The 17,238-nt window shown below is 69.0% G+C and carries 14 protein-coding genes; 6 read left to right on the top strand and 8 right to left on the bottom strand.

The annotated features are described in order from the left end of the window. Positions 1-14: 14 nt before the first annotated feature. From purL to C7443_RS06750, 4 genes are all read right to left on the bottom strand, one after another. Complete coding sequence (gene purL, locus C7443_RS06765; RefSeq protein WP_110017836.1) at positions 15-3,887, bottom strand: phosphoribosylformylglycinamidine synthase; 3,873 nt, start codon at positions 3,885-3,887, stop codon at positions 15-17. A 92-nt stretch (positions 3,888-3,979) separates the two neighbouring features. Further along, positions 3,980-5,587: an N-acetylmuramoyl-L-alanine amidase gene (locus C7443_RS06760; RefSeq protein WP_170123520.1), complete on the bottom strand. Its 1,608-nt coding sequence runs from the start codon at positions 5,585-5,587 to the stop codon at positions 3,980-3,982. A gap of 58 nt (positions 5,588-5,645) precedes the next feature. Then, on the bottom strand, positions 5,646-6,107 hold the full coding sequence (gene tsaE / locus C7443_RS06755; protein WP_110017834.1) for a tRNA (adenosine(37)-N6)-threonylcarbamoyltransferase complex ATPase subunit type 1 TsaE: 462 nt from the start codon (positions 6,105-6,107) through the stop codon (positions 5,646-5,648). A gap of 59 nt (positions 6,108-6,166) precedes the next feature. Beyond that, entirely contained in the window at positions 6,167-7,654 is a 1,488-nt protein-coding gene (locus C7443_RS06750; RefSeq protein WP_110017833.1) for an NAD(P)H-hydrate dehydratase, read from the bottom strand. A gap of 74 nt (positions 7,655-7,728) precedes the next feature. Between C7443_RS06750 and queG the strand changes: the two genes are divergently transcribed. Next, positions 7,729-8,811 carry a tRNA epoxyqueuosine(34) reductase QueG gene (gene queG / locus C7443_RS06745; RefSeq protein ID WP_110017832.1) on the top strand — a complete coding sequence of 361 codons (1,083 nt, stop codon included), beginning with the start codon at positions 7,729-7,731 and terminating at the stop codon, positions 8,809-8,811. An 85-nt stretch (positions 8,812-8,896) separates the two neighbouring features. Further along, positions 8,897-11,695: a phosphoenolpyruvate carboxylase gene (ppc, locus tag C7443_RS06740; RefSeq protein WP_110017831.1), complete on the top strand. Its 2,799-nt coding sequence runs from the start codon at positions 8,897-8,899 to the stop codon at positions 11,693-11,695. A gap of 61 nt (positions 11,696-11,756) precedes the next feature. Here ppc and C7443_RS06735 read toward each other — a convergent pair whose 3' ends face one another. The 4 genes from C7443_RS06735 to flgA form a co-directional block, all read right to left on the bottom strand. Beyond that, the gene (locus C7443_RS06735; RefSeq protein ID WP_110017830.1) at positions 11,757-12,383 is read right to left on the bottom strand and encodes a PilZ domain-containing protein; all 627 of its coding nucleotides are present in this window, start codon (positions 12,381-12,383) and stop codon (positions 11,757-11,759) included. Positions 12,384-12,471: 88 nt separating this feature from the next. Next, positions 12,472-12,954: a flagella synthesis protein FlgN gene (locus tag C7443_RS06730; RefSeq protein WP_110017829.1), complete on the bottom strand. Its 483-nt coding sequence runs from the start codon at positions 12,952-12,954 to the stop codon at positions 12,472-12,474. An 11-nt stretch (positions 12,955-12,965) separates the two neighbouring features. Continuing rightward, the gene (gene flgM / locus C7443_RS06725; RefSeq protein ID WP_110017828.1) at positions 12,966-13,289 is read right to left on the bottom strand and encodes a flagellar biosynthesis anti-sigma factor FlgM; all 324 of its coding nucleotides are present in this window, start codon (positions 13,287-13,289) and stop codon (positions 12,966-12,968) included. A gap of 97 nt (positions 13,290-13,386) precedes the next feature. Further along, the gene (gene flgA / locus C7443_RS06720) at positions 13,387-14,103 is read right to left on the bottom strand and encodes a flagellar basal body P-ring formation chaperone FlgA (RefSeq protein WP_110017827.1); all 717 of its coding nucleotides are present in this window, start codon (positions 14,101-14,103) and stop codon (positions 13,387-13,389) included. A 234-nt stretch (positions 14,104-14,337) separates the two neighbouring features. On the opposite strand from flgA, the gene flgB reads away from it, so the two are divergent. From flgB to flgE, 4 genes are read left to right on the top strand one after another with little or no spacing between them, the layout of a single operon-like run. Then, on the top strand, positions 14,338-14,730 hold the full coding sequence (flgB, locus tag C7443_RS06715; RefSeq protein ID WP_110017826.1) for a flagellar basal body rod protein FlgB: 393 nt from the start codon (positions 14,338-14,340) through the stop codon (positions 14,728-14,730). Positions 14,731-14,734: 4 nt separating this feature from the next. Further along, positions 14,735-15,157, top strand: a complete 423-nt coding sequence (gene flgC, locus C7443_RS06710) for a flagellar basal body rod protein FlgC (protein ID WP_110017825.1) — start codon at positions 14,735-14,737, stop codon at positions 15,155-15,157. 11 nt (positions 15,158-15,168) lie between these two features. Further along, complete coding sequence (locus C7443_RS06705) at positions 15,169-15,867, top strand: flagellar hook assembly protein FlgD (protein ID WP_110017824.1); 699 nt, start codon at positions 15,169-15,171, stop codon at positions 15,865-15,867. 25 nt (positions 15,868-15,892) lie between these two features. After that, entirely contained in the window at positions 15,893-17,233 is a 1,341-nt protein-coding gene (gene flgE / locus C7443_RS06700; RefSeq protein WP_110017823.1) for a flagellar hook protein FlgE, read from the top strand. Positions 17,234-17,238 lie beyond the last annotated feature (5 nt).

Here is a 17,238-nt window from a genome sequence, read left to right as displayed (position 1 = left end):
CGCGTGTGGTTGGGTCAGCCGAGGGCGACGCGGGCGTTGCGGAACATGCGCAGCCACGGGCTGGCTTCGTTCCAGTCGCGCGGTCGCCACGACAGCTGCACGCTGCGGAACACCCGCTCCGGGTGCGGCATCATGATCGTGAAGCGCCCGTCACGGCTGGTCAGCCCGGTGATGCCGGCGGCCGAACCGTTCGGGTTGTAGGGGTAGGTCTCGCTGGCGTGGCCGTGATGATCGACGAAGCGCAGCGCGGCGATTTCCGCCGACAGCACCTTCTTCGGCCCGGAGTCGGTGCGGTACTCGGTATAGCCCTCACCGTGGGCCACCGGCACCGGCAGCCGCGAGCCGTTCATGCCGCTGAAGAACAGCGAGGGCGACGGCAGCACCTCGACCAGCACCAGTCGTGCCTCGAACTGCTCGACCTGATTGCGCACGAAGCGCGGCCACAGCTCGGCGCCGGTGATCAGCTCGTGCAGGTTCGACATCATCTGGCAGCCGTTGCACACGCCGAGGCCGAAGCTGTCGGGGCGGGCGAAAAAGCCGGCGAACTCGTCACGGGCGCGGCTGTTGAACAGGATCGACTTGGCCCAGCCTTCGCCGGCACCGAGCACGTCGCCGTAGGAAAAACCGCCGCAGGCGACCAGCCCGTGGAAGTCCGCCAGTGTGGTGCGGCCGCTGAGGATGTCGCTCATGTGCACGTCGATGGCGGCGAAGCCGGCGCGATCGAAGGCTGCCGCCATTTCGATCTGGCCGTTGACGCCCTGCTCGCGCAGCACGGCCATGCGCGGCCGCGCGCCACGGGCGATCATCGGTGCGGCGATGTCCTCATCCGGGTCGAAGCTGAGCTGGGCGCTGAGGCCGGGATCACCGGCATCGCCGGCGACCGCATAGGCCTGGTCGGCGCACTGCGGATTGTCACGCAGGCGCTGCATGCGCCAGCTGGTCTCCGACCACATCCGCCGCAGTTCGCTGCGGCTGCGGTCGAGCACGGTTTCGCCGTCGTGCATCAGCGTCAGCCGATCACTGTCGTTCGGTGCGCCGATGCAGTGGCTGCAGGCGCCGAGGCCGGCGGCAGCGAGCGTCTGCAGCACGGCATTGCGCTCGCTGGCGCGCACCTGGATCACCGCGCCCAGCTCCTCGGCGTAGGCCGCTGCCAAGGCGTCGTCGCCGAGATCATCGAGCAGCACGCTGGCACCGCAGCCGCCGGCGAAGCACATCTCGGCGAGCGTGACCAGCAGGCCGCCATCGGAGCGGTCGTGGTAGGCCAGCAGGCGGCCGGCGGCGTTCAGGCTCTGGATGGCCTCGAAGAAGGCCTTGAGCGCCCGCGGTGCATCGACATCCGGCACTTCCTGACCGATCTGCCCGTACACCTGCGCCAGCGCCGAGCCGCCGAGGCGGTTGCGGCCGCCGCCGAGGTCGATGAGGATCAGGTCGGTGTCGCCGCAGTCGCTGCGCAGTTGCGGCGTCAGCGTCGCCCGCACCTCGCTGACCGGCGCGAACGCCGAGACGATCAGCGACAGTGGTGCCACCACGCGGCGCTGCTCACCGTCCTGCTGCCAGACGGTCTTCATCGACAGCGAATCCTTGCCGACCGGGATGGCGATGCCGAGCGCCGGGCACAGCTCCATGCCGACCGCGCGCACGGTGTCGAACAGGGCGGCATCCTCACCGCCATGGCCGGCGGCGGCCATCCAGTTCGCCGACAGGCGCACGTCGGCGAGGCGGTCGATGCGCGCCGCGGCGATATTGGTCAGCGCTTCGCCGATCGCCATGCGCCCGGAGGCCGGCGCGTTGAGCACCGCCAGCGGCGTGCGCTCGCCCATGCTCATCGCCTCGCCCGTCGTCGTGTTGAAGCTGGTGATGGTCACCGCGCAGTCGGCGACCGGCACCTGCCACGGGCCGACCATCTGGTCGCGGGCGATCAGGCCGGTGATGCTGCGATCCCCGATGGTGATGAGGAAGGTCTTGTCGGCGACCGTCGGCAGGCGCAGCACGCGTTCGGCCGCGTCGGCGACGCTGACGCCGTCGAGCGCGAGCGCCCGGCCGCTGACGGCGACATGGCACACGTCGCGCGTCATCTTTGGCGGTTTGCCGAGCAGCACGTTCATCGGCAGGTCGACCGGCACGTTGCCGAAGTGCTGGTCGTCGACGCGCAGGTGCTGCTCGGCGGTGGCTTCACCGAGCACCGCGTACGGACAGCGCTCACGCCGGGCCAGCGCCTCGAAGGCGGCCAGGCGCTCGGCATGCAGTGCGAGCACGTAGCGTTCCTGCGATTCGTTGCACCAGATTTCCAGCGGTGACAGGCCGGTGTCGTCGCAGGGCACGCGGCGCAGCTCGAAGCGGCCGCCGCGGCCGGCACCGTGGACGATTTCCGGTACCGCATTGGACAGGCCGCCGGCGCCGACGTCGTGGATCGACAGGATCGGATTGTCGTCGCCGAGCGCAACGCAGCGGTCGATGACCTCCTGCGCGCGGCGCTGCATCTCCGGGTTGCCGCGCTGCACCGAGGCGAAGTCCAGATCCTCGCTCGATGCGCCGGTGGCCATGCTCGATGCCGCGCCACCGCCGAGGCCGATCAGCATCGCCGGGCCGCCGAGGACCACCACCGGCGAGCCGGCGGGGACGTCGAGCTTGTCGATCAGCTGCTCGCGGATGTAGCCGAGGCCGCCGGCGATCATGATCGGCTTGTGATAGCCGCGGATCTCGCCGTCGGGGCCGAGCTCCTCGAAGCTGCGGAAATAGCCGCACAGGTTCGGCCGGCCGAATTCATTGTTGAACGCCGCTGCGCCGAGCGGACCGTCGAGCATGATCTCCAGCGCCGAGGCGATGCGTCCCGGCTGGCCGTGGTCGACCTCCCAGGGCTGCTCGGCGCCGGGAATGCGCAGGTTCGACACCGAGAAACCGCACAGCCCGGCCTTGGGCTTGGAGCCGCGGCCGGTGGCGCCTTCGTCGCGGATCTCGCCGCCGGAGCCGGTCGCCGCACCGGGGAACGGCGAGATCGCCGTCGGGTGGTTGTGCGTCTCGACCTTCATCAGGATGTGCAGCGGTTCCGGCGTGCCGACGTATTCGCCGCTGGCCGGGTCGGGGAAAAAGCGTCCGCCCTGATGGCCGCGGATGACCGAAGCGTTGTCGTGGTAGGCCGAAAGCACGCCGTCGGGGGCGTGGCGGTAGGTGTTCTTGATCATGCCGAACAGCGAGACGTCCTGCGCCTGGCCGTCGATGATCCAGTCGGCATTGAAGATCTTGTGCCGGCAGTGCTCGGAGTTGGCCTGCGCGAACATCATCAGCTCGACGTCGTGCGGATTGCGGCCGAGTTTGACGAAGTTATCGACGAGGTAGTCGATCTCGTCGGCCGACAGTGCGAGGCCGAGCTCGCCGTTGGCACGCTCCAGCGCGGCCCGCCCGCCGCCGAGCACGTCGACGTTGCCGAGCGGGCGCGGTTTGGCCTGGGTGAACAGCTGCGCCGGATCGTCCTGCGGCAGCAGTACGGCTTCGATCATGCGGTCGTGCAGCAGCGGCAGCAGTGCCTGCAGTTCGGCAGCCGACAGCTCGCCGTCGAGGCGGTAGGCGATGCCGCGCTCGATACGCTTGACGCCGCCGAGGCCGCAGTTGCGGGCGATGTCGGTGGCTTTCGATGACCACGGCGAGATCGTCCCCGGTCGCGGCACCACCAGGCAGGTCCAGTCGTCGAAGGCGGCGGTTTCAGCGCCGGGACCGTACTGCAGCAGCCGCTCCATGACCGGGACTTCCGCGGCGCTGAGTGCGCCGTCGACGAAATGCAGGTACTGCGCCTGCACGCGCTGCACGCCCGCCACCCGGCTTTGCAGGGCAGCGAGCAGCTTGTCGAGGCGGAAGGCGGAAAGAGCGGGGGAACCACGGAAACGCAGCATGACAGGCACTCGGGCAGCTGGGCCAGGGCGCGCAATTGTAACGGAAACGGCCCGTACCCGCCGGTGGGCGGGTACGGGCCGTCAGCGGGCTGTCAACCCTGCGGGATGACCAGGGGGGTGCCAGCCGGCACGCGCAGCTGGTTGCTCGGCAGCTGATTGGCGGCCAGCAGGCGGCCGAGCGGGGTACCGAGCTTGGCGGCGATCTGCTGCAGCGATTCGCCGCGCTGCACCACGTAGCGCTGCGGCTTGCGCGCCGTGCTGCCGCGCTCGACGGCGGGCGTCGGTTTGGCGCTGCTGCGCGTTGCCCGGGTCTCACGGGCGCTGGTGCGGCTGTGCAGCTCGATCGGGTCCACCATCGCCACCGGCTGGATGGCCGGCTGCGCCGCTGGCCGGCGGGCGTCGTCGGCATCGCGACGGCGGGCGCTGCGCGGCGGAGTGGCGGGCGCAGGAGCTTCGGCCTCGGCGCCGCTGTCAGCCACCATCACACTGTGCGGCAGGCGCTGGCGGAAATAGCCGCGGACGCCGTCCATGACGGCCTGCGCCAGATGCTGCTGGTGGTTGCCATCGCTGAGTTTGGTTTCCTCATCGGGATTCGACAGAAAGGCGGTCTCGACCAGGATCGATGGAATGTCCGGCGATTTGAGGACGACGAAGCCCGCACGCTCGACGTTCGAGTAATGCACCGGCCCGGCCTGCTTGAGGGAGCCGAGCACCTTGTTGGCGAGGAACAGGCTCGATTCGAGTGTTGCCTCCTGCGACAGGTCGAGCAGCACCGAGGCGAGCTGCGGGTCTTTGTCGCTGAGGTGCAGGCCGGCGACCAGGTCGGCGGCGTTCTCACGATCCGCCAGCCAGCGCGCGGCTTCGCTTGAGGCCCCCTTGGTCGACAGCGCGTACACCGAAGCGCCGCTGCCACCGCCGCCCGGTGCGGAGTCGGCATGCACCGAGATGAACAGATCCGCCTTGTACTTGCGGGCGAGGCGGATGCGCTCGCGCAGCGGCAGGAAGACGTCGCTACGCCGCGTCATCACCGCGCGCATGCCCGGCTCGCGGTTGATCAGCGCGGCGAGCTTGCGGCCGATCGCCAGCACCACGTCTTTTTCCAGCACGCCGTTGCCGCCGATCGCGCCGGTGTCCTTGCCGCCATGGCCTGGATCGACGATGACGACGACCTCCCGGCGCACGGCACGGGTGAGCTTTTTCGAGGCCGGGCGTACCGGCTTGGGGGCGGCCTGACCGGCATCGGACACCAGATTGATGTCGGGCAGCGGTGCCGCCTTCGTCTGACCCGCGGCACCATGGCTGATCTCGATCACCAGGCGGTTGCCCTGACGGTTGCCGCCGGGCACGAGGAAGCTCTGTGCCTGCGCCGCGGTCTTCAGGTCGATCTGGATGCGCAGGCCGCCGCCTTTGCGGGCACCGCCGCGCACACTGTTGATGACGGGGGAGCCCTGCTGGCGGACCTGCAGATCGCGCACCGCGGCGGCGGCGGTGGTTTGTGGCAGGTCGACAACAACACGCGGCGGCTGGTCGACGTAATACGTCGAGTAGCGCGCCGGTGCGGAGAGATCGAGGATCAGCTGGCTGCGGTCAGCCCCTTCCACCACGCGTGCACCGCGCAGTTCGGAGCCCGCAGCCAAAACAACAACGGTGCCGCAGCACAAAACGAGCGCGGCGAACAGGCGGATGAACGTGCGTTGCATCGGCATCATCCCATATGACGAAAACCAAACAGGTTGACGAAAGTATGCCACGTTGTTGTCAAACGGCCACTTTGGTGAGCAGGTGTGTGGCGCGCTCGCTACAGGCACGCAAGGTGGCGTGACGGCCGTGGCCGGCGTATTCGAGCGTGCAATCGAGGTCGGGCTCCGGCAGTACGCCGGCGCCGCGCTGCGGCCACTCGATCAGCAACAGCGCTGAGGGTTCCAGGAAGTCGCGAATGCCCATGAACTCTAGTTCCTCGGCATCGGCGAGGCGGTACAGATCGAAGTGGAAAATGTGCCGCGTACCGATCTCGTAGGGTTCGACCAGCGTGTAGGTCGGGCTTTTGACTTTGCCGCGGTGGCCGAGCGCGCGCAGCAGGCCGCGTACCAGGCAGGTTTTGCCGGCACCGAGTTCGCCATTGAGGTGAATGACCAGACCGCCGTCCAGCGCCTGCGCCAGGCGCGCACCGAGCGCTTCGGTGGCGTCGGCGTCGGGCAGCTCAAGGCTCAGCGTGTTCATCGGCGGTGGTCCAGCGGGGCGGAGGGGCGCGCAGCTTAACGTGTCGGCTCAGTCCGCGCTCAGGGATTGACCAGCCGGCGCAGCGGCGCGAACAGGTCGCTGGCGAGCAGGCCGCGTTCACCATCGGCGGCAGCGAGGTCGCCGGCACGACCGTGCAGCCAGACGCCGAGGCGGGCGGCGTCGAGCGGTGTCAGCCGCTGGGCGAGCAGGCCGGCGATCACCCCGCTCAGCACGTCGCCCATGCCGCCGCTGCCCATGCCCGGGTTGCCGGTGTTGACGACGAACACGGCCGCGCCACTGGCGATCAGCGTGCCGGCCCCCTTGAGCACCACGGTGCCGCCGTAGCGCGCAGCCAGTGCGCGGGCAGCGCTGAAGCGTTCGGCCTGCACCGTCGCGGTATCGCTGCCGAGCAGGCGCGCGGCCTCGCCCGGATGCGGTGTCAGCACCCAGTCATCACGCCGCTGCGGGTGGGTGGCGAGCAGGTTGAGGCCGTCGGCGTCGATCAGCAGCGGCCGCCCGGCGGCCAGCGCCGCGGCGAACAGCGCCTGGCTCCAGGCCGACTGGCCGAGTCCCGGACCGAGCGCCAGCACGCTGGCGCGTGCCAGCAGCGGCTGCAGTTCGGCGGCCTGTTCGACGCCACGGAACATCAGTTCGGGACGCGCTGCCGCCTGCACGCCAGCGTGCTCGGTGCGGGTGGCGACGCTGACCAGGCCGCTGCCGACGCGCGCCGCCGCCTCGGCGCACATGCGTGCCGCGCCGCCCATGCCGTGATCGCCGCCGATGACCAGCACGTGACCGTGATCGCCCTTGTGCTGATCGCGGCGCCGCGGCGCCAGCAGCGTGGCCAAGTCGTCGGCCTGATAGCGGCAGGCCAGCGCCGGCAGGGTGTGGGCGGCGGCGGTCGCGCCGAGATCATCGAAGCGTACCTGTCCGCAGCAGGCCGGCCCGGCGCCGGTGAACAGCCCGGCCTTGAGCGCGATGAAGCTGACGGTGACGTCGGCCTGCACCGCCAGACCGAGCTCGGCACCGCTGTCGGCGGCCAGGCCGGAGGGAATGTCGACGGCAAGCACGCCGCAGCCGCGGGCGTGGGCGGCGTTGGCGGCAGCGATCGCCGCCTGGAAGGCGCCGGCGACCGGGCGCTCCAGGCCGGTGCCGAGCAGGGCGTCGACCAGCAGTTCGCTGTGGGCGAAGGCATCGCCGCCGCGCCAGGCGACGCAGGACACGCCGGCACTGCGCGCATCGCTCCACGCCGTCGCCGCATCGCCGTGCAGACGCTGTGGCTCGACCAGATACAGCACGCGCACCTTGCGCCCGGCGAGGTGCAGCAGGCGGGCGACGACATAGCCGTCGCCGCCGTTGTTGCCACCGCCGCAGAGCACGTCGATGCGGCGGACCCGCGGCCAGCGCGCCTCGATCGCAGCGACGCAGGCGGCGGCGGCGCGGCACATCAGCGTGTAGCCGGGGACGCCGCCGGCGATCGTGCGCCGGTCCATCTCGCGCACGTTCGCGGCGCTGTGCAGATCCAGGGGGAGGGAAGCGTGTGCCATCGCGGGCTCCTGCTTGGGCGGGGCCGATGCCCCGCTTACTATGCCTGCCGGTCCCTGAATGATGCGTCGGATGCATGCCTGCGAACACCCTCGATCCTGCCGCCGCCGCGGCGCTGCTCGCCCGCATCCGTGACTGGGGGCGTGAGCTGGGCTTTCGTCAGATCGGCGTCGCCGGCATCGAACTGGCCGAGGCCGAGGCGCGGCTGTTCGACTGGCTGGCGCAGGGCTATCACGGCGAGATGAACTACATGGCGCGGCACGGTGCCCTGCGCGCGCGGCCGGCGGAGCTGGTGCCGGGCACGCTGCGGGTGCTCTCGGCACGCCTCGATTACTGGCCGGGCGCGGCGCGCGGGGCATGGTCGGTGCTCGCGGACGGACAGCTGGCCTACCTCTCGCGCTACGCCCTCGGCCGTGATTACCACAAGGTCGTGCGCCGGCGGCTGCAGCAGCTCGCCGAGCGCATCGCCGCCGCGATCGGCCCGTTCGGCTATCGCGTGTTCACCGACTCGGCGCCGGTGATGGAAAAACCGCTGGCCGCCCAGGCCGGGCTGGGTTGGGTCGGCAAGCATTCCAATCTGCTGGCGCGCGACGGTTCGTGGTTTTTTCTTGGCGAGATGCTGATCGATCTGCCGCTGCCGGTGGCTGCGCCGCCTGCGGCGCATTGCGGCCGCTGCCGTGCCTGCATCGATGTCTGCCCGACGCAGGCCATCGTCGCGCCATACGTGGTCGATGCACGGCGCTGCATTTCCTATCTGACCATCGAGCTGCACGGGCCGATTCCGCTGGAATTTCGCCGCGCGATCGGCAACCGCGTGGTCGGCTGCGATGACTGCCAGCTGGTCTGCCCGTGGAACCGCTTTGCGCAGCCGAGCACCGAGGCCGATTTCCTGCCGCGCCACGGCCTCGATGCGGCGACGCTGGTCGAGCTGTTCGCCTGGGATGAAGCCACCTATCTGGCGCGCAGCGAAGGCATGGCGCTGCGCCGCCTCGGCTACGCGCGCTGGAAGCGCAACCTCGCCGTGGCGCTGGGCAATGCGCCGGGTACGCCGGCGGTGCTCGCCGCCCTCGCGGCCCGGCGCGACGATGCCGATGCGGTGGTCCGCGAGCACGTCGCCTGGGCGCTGGCCGAGCAGGCGCAGCGGTGCGGGCGCCTGTAGTTCGGCCGTCGTGGACAGGCATGGTGCGCTGCGCAATCCTAGATCGTGTTCCCACCCCCGCTCATCCATCGGCACAGGCGATCCCATGCAAGAAAATGACGACAAGGAGCTGCGCGCCCGCGTCAAGCTGTTCGGCAATCTGCTCGGTAATGTGCTGAGCGATCAGGAGGACGGTCAGGTCCTCGAAGCCGTCGAGACCTTGCGCAAAGGCTTCATAGAACTGCGCGCCGCCGAGGACCCGCTGCGACGCGAGCAACTGATGCGCCTGATCGAAGCCCTCGATCCGGCGACGCTGACCCATGTGCTGCGCGCCTTCAGCACGTACTTCCTGCTCGCCAACATCGCCGAGGAGGACTACCAGCATCACGAGCGGCGCACCCGCGTCGCCCGCGGCGAGCCGCTGTGGCGCGGTTCGTTCGATGACACCGTGCGCGAGTTCCGCGCCAACGGCGTCAGCGCCGAGCAGATGCAGACGCTGCTCGACTCGCTGAGCTTCCAGCCGGTGTTCACCGCGCACCCGACCGAGGCCAAGCGGCGCACGCTGCTCGAAGCGCAGCGGCGCATCTTCCTGCTCGCCAAGCGTCTCAACGATCCGAACCTCGGCAGCTTCCAGCGCGGTGTCGTCGAGCAGCAGCTGCAGAACCAGATCCAGATCCTGTGGAAGACCGACGAGGTGCGTGTGCACAAGCCGGTCGTCGCCGACGAGATCAACAACGGCCTGCATTATTTTCGCGAGACGCTGTTCCAGGCCGTGCCCTACATCTACCGCAACCTGGAGCGTGCCCTCGGCAACAGCTATGGCAGCGAGGCCGCCTCGATCCGCGTGCCGAGCTTCATCCGCTACGGCTCGTGGATCGGCGGCGACCGCGACGGCAACCCCTTCGTCACGCATGAGGTCACGGCGATGGCGGTGCGTATGCAGTCGAAGGTCGTGTTGCGCGAATACGTGCGCCGCCTCGACGAGCTGTCGCATCTGCTGACGCATTCGAGTTCGCTGGTGCGCCCGTCACTGAGCTTCGCCGAGCGCCTCGCCGCCGATTCCAAGCTGGCGCAGGTGGCTTTTGCCGAGGAGCCGCGCCGCTACAGCCACGAGCCCTACCGGCGCAAGCTGGCGCTGATGAGCTATCGCCTGCAGCGCAACCTCGAAGCGCTCAAGGCCGCGCTCGACGGTCACGAGGAGCGCAGCCCCTGGTGTTATGCCAGCGAGCGCGATTTTCTCGACGATCTGTATTCGATCCGCGATTCGCTGCGTTCGCATGGCGACGGCAATCTCGCCGACGCCGACCTCAAGGACCTGATCCGCCTCGCCGAGAGCTTCGGCTTCTACCTCGCCGCGCTCGACATCCGCCAGGAATCGACCCGCCACACCGAGGCGGTCGCCGAGCTGTTCGCCTGCGCGCCGAACCTGCCGGATTACATGAGCCTGTCGGAAGAAGGGCGCCTGCAGGTGCTCGGCGAGATGCTCTCGCACGCCGGCACGCCGCTGCTGTATGCAGAGGATCTGTCGGAGAACACCCGCGAGATCCTGGCGGTGATGCGCACCGTCGCCAGCCTGCGCGAGGAGATCAGCCCGCGGACCTTCGGCGCCTACGTCATCTCGATGACGCATGCGGCCAGTCACGTCATGGAGGTGCTGTTCCTGGCGAGTTTCGCCGGCCTGTGCGGGCGGCGCAGCGACGGCAGCTGGTACTGCGATCTGCCGATTTCGCCGCTGTTCGAGACCATCGACGACCTGGCGCACATCGAGCCGGTGCTCAACCAGCTGCTCGACTGCGAGGCTTACCGCGCGCTGCTGGCGGCCAGCGGTGACGTGCAGGAGGTGATGCTCGGCTACTCCGATTCCTGCAAGGACGGCGGCATCCTCGCCTCGGCCTGGAACCTCTACCAGGCGCAGCGGCGCATCGTCACCATCGCCGGGCGGCGCGGCATCCAGTGCCGGCTGTTCCACGGCCGCGGCGGTACCGTCGGCCGTGGCGGCGGCCCGACGCACGACGCCATCCTGGCGCAGCCGGCCGGCACCGTGCAGGGGCAGATCAAGCTCACCGAGCAGGGCGAGGTGCTGTCCTCGAAATACAGCAACCCGGAAACCGCGGTCTATGAGCTGACGGTGGCGATCACCGGCCTGATCAAGGCCAGCCGCTGTGCGGTCAGCGAATGCACGCCGGACAACCCGGAATACGTCGGCATCATGAGCGAGCTGGCGACGCGCGGCGAGCACGCCTACCGCGAGCTGACCGACCGCACGCCGGGCTTCATCGACTACTTCTACGAAGCCACGCCGGTCAATGAGATCGGTCTGCTCAACCTCGGCTCGCGGCCCTCGCACCGCAAGAAGGCCGATCGCTCGAAGTATTCGGTGCGGGCGATTCCGTGGGTGTTCGGCTGGGGCCTGTCGCGGCAGATCATTCCCGGCTGGTACGGCATCGGCGCTGCGCTGCGTGACTGGCAGCACGGCGATGCGCAGCGTCTGGCCACGCTGCGGCGCATGTACGACGAATGGCCGTTCTTCCGCGCGCTGCTGTCCAATGCACAGATGTCGCTGGCCAAGTCCGACATGACCATCGCCGCCGAATACGCGACGCTGTGCGCCGACGTGACACTGGCGGAAACCGTCTACGAGGCGATCCACGGTGAGTACGCGACCACGGTGGCGCAGGCGCTGTGCGTGACGCAGAGCGACCATCTGCTCAACGACAATCCGCGTCTGCGCCTGTCGCTCGACCGGCGCACGCCGTATCTCGACCCGATGAACCACATCCAGCTGTGCCTGCTGCGCCGCTTCCGCGCGGCCGAGCAGGGGGCCGAGGCCGAGCGCGCGCTGTGGCTCAATCCGCTGCTGCGTTCGATCAACGCTCTGGCCAACGGCATGCGCAACACCGGCTGAGTGGCCGGCGTTCGGCTCGCCTTGCCATCGCCCCGGTCGCTGCCTGCGGCCGGGGCGATGTTCATAGCGCGGTCGGTAGATCGAACGGCAGGTCGAGGGCGAGGTACTGGCGGGCACGCAGCTCGCGTGCCTCGCAGCTCATCACATGGCGCACCAGCGTCTGCCGGTCGGCGGCCAGCAGGTGGGTGAATTCAGCGGCGATACGCCAGGGGTAGGTCTGGCCGCCGATGTCTTCGCAGCGGGCGACGCGCACGCCGGCGACGATGCCTTCCCGGCTGCCCGGCAGGATGAAGCGCAGTTCCAGCCAGGTATCGACGGACAACTCACGCTCGCATTCGAACTGGATGCCGCCGGCGCTGAGGCTGACGTGGCGCGGTGCGCGGTTGCCGCCGAGCTCATGCAGCAGCAGCGCACCCGCGATCAGCTCCAGGCGGTGTTCGAGGTTGCGCAGATAGGCGAGGGCGGGCGTCGGCAGTTCACCGAGCTGCAGCAGCAGCGGCTCGGCCTCGCGCAGCAGCACGTCGTAGACAGAACCGAGCCCGAGGCCGTTGTCGGCATCGGTCTGCAGGCGATCGAGCAGGGCGTCGAGTGCGGCGGCATCGCTCGGCCGATAGGCGAGCACGAGGCGGTCTTCGACGCGGAAGAACTGACGGCGCTCGTACCCTGCGGACGTATCGGCATGACTCATGGTGAAGGCTCCGCGGCGGATCGGGCCGGGACGCCAGAGCGGACGTTCCCGTCCGCGCACACTAAGACCGCGGAGGCTCGGCCGGCAATCAGGCGCGGATCAGCGTACGCAGATGCGCGCCGCCGGCACCGCTGCCGTAGTGTGCCTTGGCATCGGCGCCGTACAGGCAGGTGTTGGTGTCCTGCCCGCGCAGGATCGCCAGCGCGCGCTCGGTGGCCGAGCGGCTGGCGGCGATGATGCCGCCGTTGATGCCGTTCTGCTTCCAGGCCGTGCCAGCGGCATCCATCAGGTCGTGCCACAGCGCATTGAGACGAAAGCGCTCCTCGGTCGGCGCCGCGGCGATGCAGGCGGCAAGCCCTTCGGCGTTGCTCGGAAAGCCATGCCGGCCGAGGTGTTCCAGGCGGCGCGCGGCATCGGCCTGCAGGCGTGCGGTCGCTGCTTCCTTGGCGCTGACCACGGCGGCCAGCACCTCGGGCGGCTGGTGCTCGCGCAGGCAGTGGTATTCCTCGATCAGCACGGTGCCGAGGGCACGGGTGGCTTCCAGTTCACTGGCGAGCAGTTGCGCGAGCATGGCGGGGGTCCTCAGCGCGAGAGATCGTTTTCGAAGTCCAGCAGGCGGGCGGCGACGCGACGGCTGTCGACGCGATACTCGCCGCTGGCGACGGCCTGCTTGAGCGCCTCGACGCGCTTGGCGTCGAAGGCCGGCTCCTCCTGCGTCAGCTGCCGTTCGACGTCACGCAGCTGGCGTGTGCCGGCGGTGAGGCTGACGGCATCGTCGCCGGCGACGGCATCGGCCTGCGCACCGGCCGGGGTTGCCTGCTGCGCGGCGGTGGTTTCCTGGGGCTTGACGGTCGGCACGCTGCGGATCGGCGCCGCGCCCGGACCGCCCACATTGTTGATCGTCATGGGAACCGTCCTCTCGACTGGATAGCGAGTATACGGTTGGTATCGGCCGCTGCCGTGCGGACTTGAGGGCGCCGGCGAGAAATTTCCGTGCGCCGGCTCACTCGATGATCAGTCGCCGGTGCCCGTCGAGGCGGCCGCGGACTTCGCGGCCGGAGGAGGCATTGCGTGCCCGCAGCGGTTCGCCGGCGCGCGCCTCGTGCAGCGCGATGCCGCTGGAAACCACCTCGGCGGCGCCGATGCGCACCACCAGATCGATGCTCTCGCCGCGCTCCACCGCGCTCGGGTCGGACAGCGCCCGCGGCGTCAGCGGCCGCCCAGCCGCGAGCGGTGTCAGCAGCGTGCGGCCGATCACCGCCTGCAGTTGGGTTTCGAAGCCGCTGCTCAGTGACGAAACATCGACGCTGGCCAGTTCCACGTCGTCGCGGCCGAGCAGTTCACCGCGGCGCAGCGGACGGCTGGCGACGACCACCGGACGATTCGCGGCCACCGTCGCCGGCAGATAGAGCTTCCAGGCCGGGCTGGTGCAGCGCAGGCCGACGCTGACGCGGCCGAGCAGGCGTCCGCCGGGGCCGGGGAACGCCTCGACCGGCTCGCGGCAGGCGGTGAGACGCAGGCGGGCATCGGGCGGGCTGACCTCGATCGCCAGCTCGGCGCCGTCGGCCGGCGCGTGCTCGGCGAGAAAGCGGGCCGCCTGGGCGCGCAGCGCCTGCAGATCCTCCAGCTCACCGCTGGCGCGCGCCGGCAGGCTGGCGAGTGCGGCGGCCAGCAGCGTGACGGCGAGCCTGCAGCCCGCCGGACGATTGAAGCGAGACATGACGCGGACTCCTGTGGGGGTGTCGGAAATTCGTCGTCAGGGCTGTGCGTTCGCAGATTGCGTGCCAGAACGCCGGGATGGCCGCGTTGCGTATCGTGGCGGCGGTGTCAGCGCAGGCGCGCCGAGCCGGCACGGGGTCATGGCACGTGGCTTGCTGAATCCCGCTAAAGCCGTTTCCGGCGACGACAGTTTGACGCGACGGTCCCCGTGACCCGGCGTCGGGAGGATGACGCGATGGCCATCGGATTCGACAGCAGCCTCGGCGTGCACATCGCCGCGCTGCGGCTGCGGGCGCAGCGCGCCGAGGTGCTGGCCGCCAACATCGCCAATGCCGATACCCCGAACTACTCGGCACAGGACACCGATTTCTCGGCGGCGCTGCGCGCGGCGGCCGGGCAGGGGCGGCTGGCGGCCACCGCCAGCGGCCATATCCAGCCGGGCTCTGCCGGGGACGGCCGCGCCGAGCTGCTTTACCGGGAGCCGACACAGCCGAGCATCGACGGCAACACCGTCGAGCCGGAGCGCGAGAAGGCGCTGTTTTCCGAAAACAGCGTGCAGTACGCCGCCACGCTGCGCCTGCTCGGCTCGCGCATCGAAGGCCTGATGAGTGCAATCCGCGGGGAGTGAGCCGATGTCGCTGTTCAACATCTTCAACATCTCCGGCAGCGCGCTGCACGCGCAGAGCGTGCGGCTCAACACCACGGCAAGCAATCTCGCCAATGCCGACTCGGTGTCATCGAGCGTCAACGCGGTCTACCGCGCCCGCCAGCCGGTGTTCGAGACGCTGCTCGACGATTCGAGCGGCGGCAGCGGCGATGACGCGGTTGCCGGCGTCGGCGTTGCCGGCATCGTCGAGAGTCACACGCCGCTGGAGCGTGAGTACCGCCCCAACCACCCGCTGGCCGACCGCGATGGCTACGTCTGGGTGCCGAACGTCAATCCGGTCGAGGAAATGGCCAACATGATCGAAGCGTCGAAGTCCTATCAGACCAATGTCGAAGTCGCCGATGCCAGCAAGCAGATGCTGATGCGCACGCTGGCGCTGGGTGAGTAGGAGGCACGGCCATGAGCAGTACCAATATCGCTTCCGACGCCCTGATGAGCACGCTGAACGCGGGCTGGAACACCACCACCGAGGACTCGACGACCGACAACAACACGCTCGATCAGAACACCTTCATGACGCTGCTGCTGACCCAGCTGCAGAACCAGGACCCCACCAAGCCGATGGACAGTACCGAGTACCTGGCCCAGCTGGCGCAGTTCACCAACGTCACCGAGCTGCAGAACCTGCGCAGCACCGTCGAGGACCTGAGCAGCTCGCTGCAGGCCTCGCAGACGGTGGCGGCGTCGAACCTGGTCGGCCATCTGGTGATGGTCGAGGGCAAGCAGGGCTACCTGCTCAGCAACTACACCCTGGATGGCCAGGTCGAGCTGGGCAAGGCGGCGGATGCGGTCAACGTCAAGATCAGCGACAGCAGCGGGCAGCTGGTGCGCACGCTGAATCTCGGTGCCCAGAACGCCGGCACCATCGACTTCAGCTGGGACGGCAAGAACAGCTCCGGCACCGATCTCGCCGCCGGCCTGTATCGCTTCAGCGTCGAGACCGTCACCGACGGCACTACCGGCACGGCGACCACGGTGCTGCCGCTGCCGGTGCAGAGCGTGACGGTCGGCGATGCCAAGAAAGCCACTGAAATGACCCTCAATGTGCCCGGACTGAGCGAAGGGCTGACCCTCGGCGAGATTCGCCGGATCCTCTGAAGACCCCCGCAAGGAGATTGCTCCCATGTCCTTTCGTACCGCACTGACCGGCCTGAACGCCGCCACCACGGATCTGTCCGTGGTCGCCAACAACATCGCCAACAACAACACCACCGCTTTCAAGAGCTCGCGCGCCGAGTTTTCCGACATTTTCTCCGGCAGCTCGCTCGGCCAGGCGACGCGGCGCTCGGTGGGTTCCGGCGTGCAGGTCGCCGCCGTCACCCAGCAGTTCAAGCAGGGCAACATCAATTCGACCGGCAACCCGCTCGACATCGCCATCGACGGCGAGGGCTTCTTCCGTCTCAAGGACGAGAACGGTGCCATCTCCTACACCCGTTCCGGGGCCTTCGGCATCGATCGCGAGGGCTACGTCGTCAACAACATCGGCAAGAAGCTGCAGGCGTATGCGCTCGATGCCAATGAACAGCCCTTTGGTGCACCGACCGATCTGGTACTGACGACGTCCGACATCGACCCGCACCAGACCGAGAACGTCGTCTACGGCATCAACCTCGATTCCGCTGCGGCTGAAGTCGACCCGGCGACCCTGCCGTTCGATCCGACCAATCCCGATTCGTACAACTTCACGACCTCGCTCGACGTCTTCGACAGTCTGGGCGCGAGCCACACGCTGGCGGTGTTTTTCGCCAAGGAGCCGCTCGGTTCGTCGACGGCAACCTCATCGACCTGGCGCGTCTACAGCACGCTCGACGGGGTGTACTCGGCGCCCGACGTGACGGCGACCGGCACACCGGACACGCCGGTCGTCGACTTCGATCCGACCACCTCGACCGTCGAGCCGTACACCACGCTGACCTTCGATGAGAAGGGCCAGCTGGCCACGCCGTCGGTACCGAGCGTCGTCTCGGTCAATCTGCAGTCGGTGGCGTCAGCCAACGGCCAGCCGACCAGCGCCCTGCAGCCCCTGGTGATGAACCTCGATTTCACCGCGGCGACGCAGTTCGGTGGTGATTCGAGCACCAACAACCTGGTGCAGGACGGCTACGCCAGCGGCACGCTGGTCGGTGTCAACGTCGCCGACAGCGGCCTGATCTTCGGCAGCTACACCAACGGCCAGTCGAAGGCGCTCGGGCAGCTCGCGCTGTATCACTTCCGCAATGAGTCCGGTCTGACGCCGATCGGTGATACCGCCTGGGCGGAGAGCTTCGCCTCCGGCACCGCGGTCGCCGGCATCCCCGGCAGCTCGCGCCTGGGGCTGGTGCGTTCCGGCTCGCTGGAGGGCTCGAACGTCGAGCTGAGCGAGCAGCTGGTCAACATGATCAATGCGCAGCGTAACTTCCAGGCCAACGCGCAGGTGATCCAGACCTCCGATCAGCTGACGCAGACCTTGCTGCAGCTGCGCTGAAGCCA

The organism is Plasticicumulans acidivorans (genome assembly GCF_003182095.1).
Classification (GTDB): domain Bacteria; phylum Pseudomonadota; class Gammaproteobacteria; order Competibacterales; family Competibacteraceae; genus Plasticicumulans; species Plasticicumulans acidivorans.
Note: the sequence above shows the minus strand (reverse complement) of the source record. Positions and strands in the feature narration are given on the sequence as shown.

Coding starts and splice junctions, on each gene's coding strand:
- purL (WP_110017836.1), bottom strand. CDS start 3,887: ATGCTGCGTTTCCGTGGTTCCCCCGCTCTTTCCGCCTTCCGCCTCGAC.
- C7443_RS06760 (WP_170123520.1), bottom strand. CDS start 5,587: ATGCAACGCACGTTCATCCGCCTGTTCGCCGCGCTCGTTTTGTGCTGC.
- tsaE (WP_110017834.1), bottom strand. CDS start 6,107: ATGAACACGCTGAGCCTTGAGCTGCCCGACGCCGACGCCACCGAAGCG.
- C7443_RS06750 (WP_110017833.1), bottom strand. CDS start 7,654: ATGGCACACGCTTCCCTCCCCCTGGATCTGCACAGCGCCGCGAACGTG.
- queG (WP_110017832.1), top strand. CDS start 7,729: ATGCCTGCGAACACCCTCGATCCTGCCGCCGCCGCGGCGCTGCTCGCC.
- ppc (WP_110017831.1), top strand. CDS start 8,897: ATGCAAGAAAATGACGACAAGGAGCTGCGCGCCCGCGTCAAGCTGTTC.
- C7443_RS06735 (WP_110017830.1), bottom strand. CDS start 12,383: ATGAGTCATGCCGATACGTCCGCAGGGTACGAGCGCCGTCAGTTCTTC.
- C7443_RS06730 (WP_110017829.1), bottom strand. CDS start 12,954: ATGCTCGCGCAACTGCTCGCCAGTGAACTGGAAGCCACCCGTGCCCTC.
- flgM (WP_110017828.1), bottom strand. CDS start 13,289: ATGACGATCAACAATGTGGGCGGTCCGGGCGCGGCGCCGATCCGCAGC.
- flgA (WP_110017827.1), bottom strand. CDS start 14,103: ATGTCTCGCTTCAATCGTCCGGCGGGCTGCAGGCTCGCCGTCACGCTG.
- flgB (WP_110017826.1), top strand. CDS start 14,338: ATGGCCATCGGATTCGACAGCAGCCTCGGCGTGCACATCGCCGCGCTG.
- flgC (WP_110017825.1), top strand. CDS start 14,735: ATGTCGCTGTTCAACATCTTCAACATCTCCGGCAGCGCGCTGCACGCG.
- C7443_RS06705 (WP_110017824.1), top strand. CDS start 15,169: ATGAGCAGTACCAATATCGCTTCCGACGCCCTGATGAGCACGCTGAAC.
- flgE (WP_110017823.1), top strand. CDS start 15,893: ATGTCCTTTCGTACCGCACTGACCGGCCTGAACGCCGCCACCACGGAT.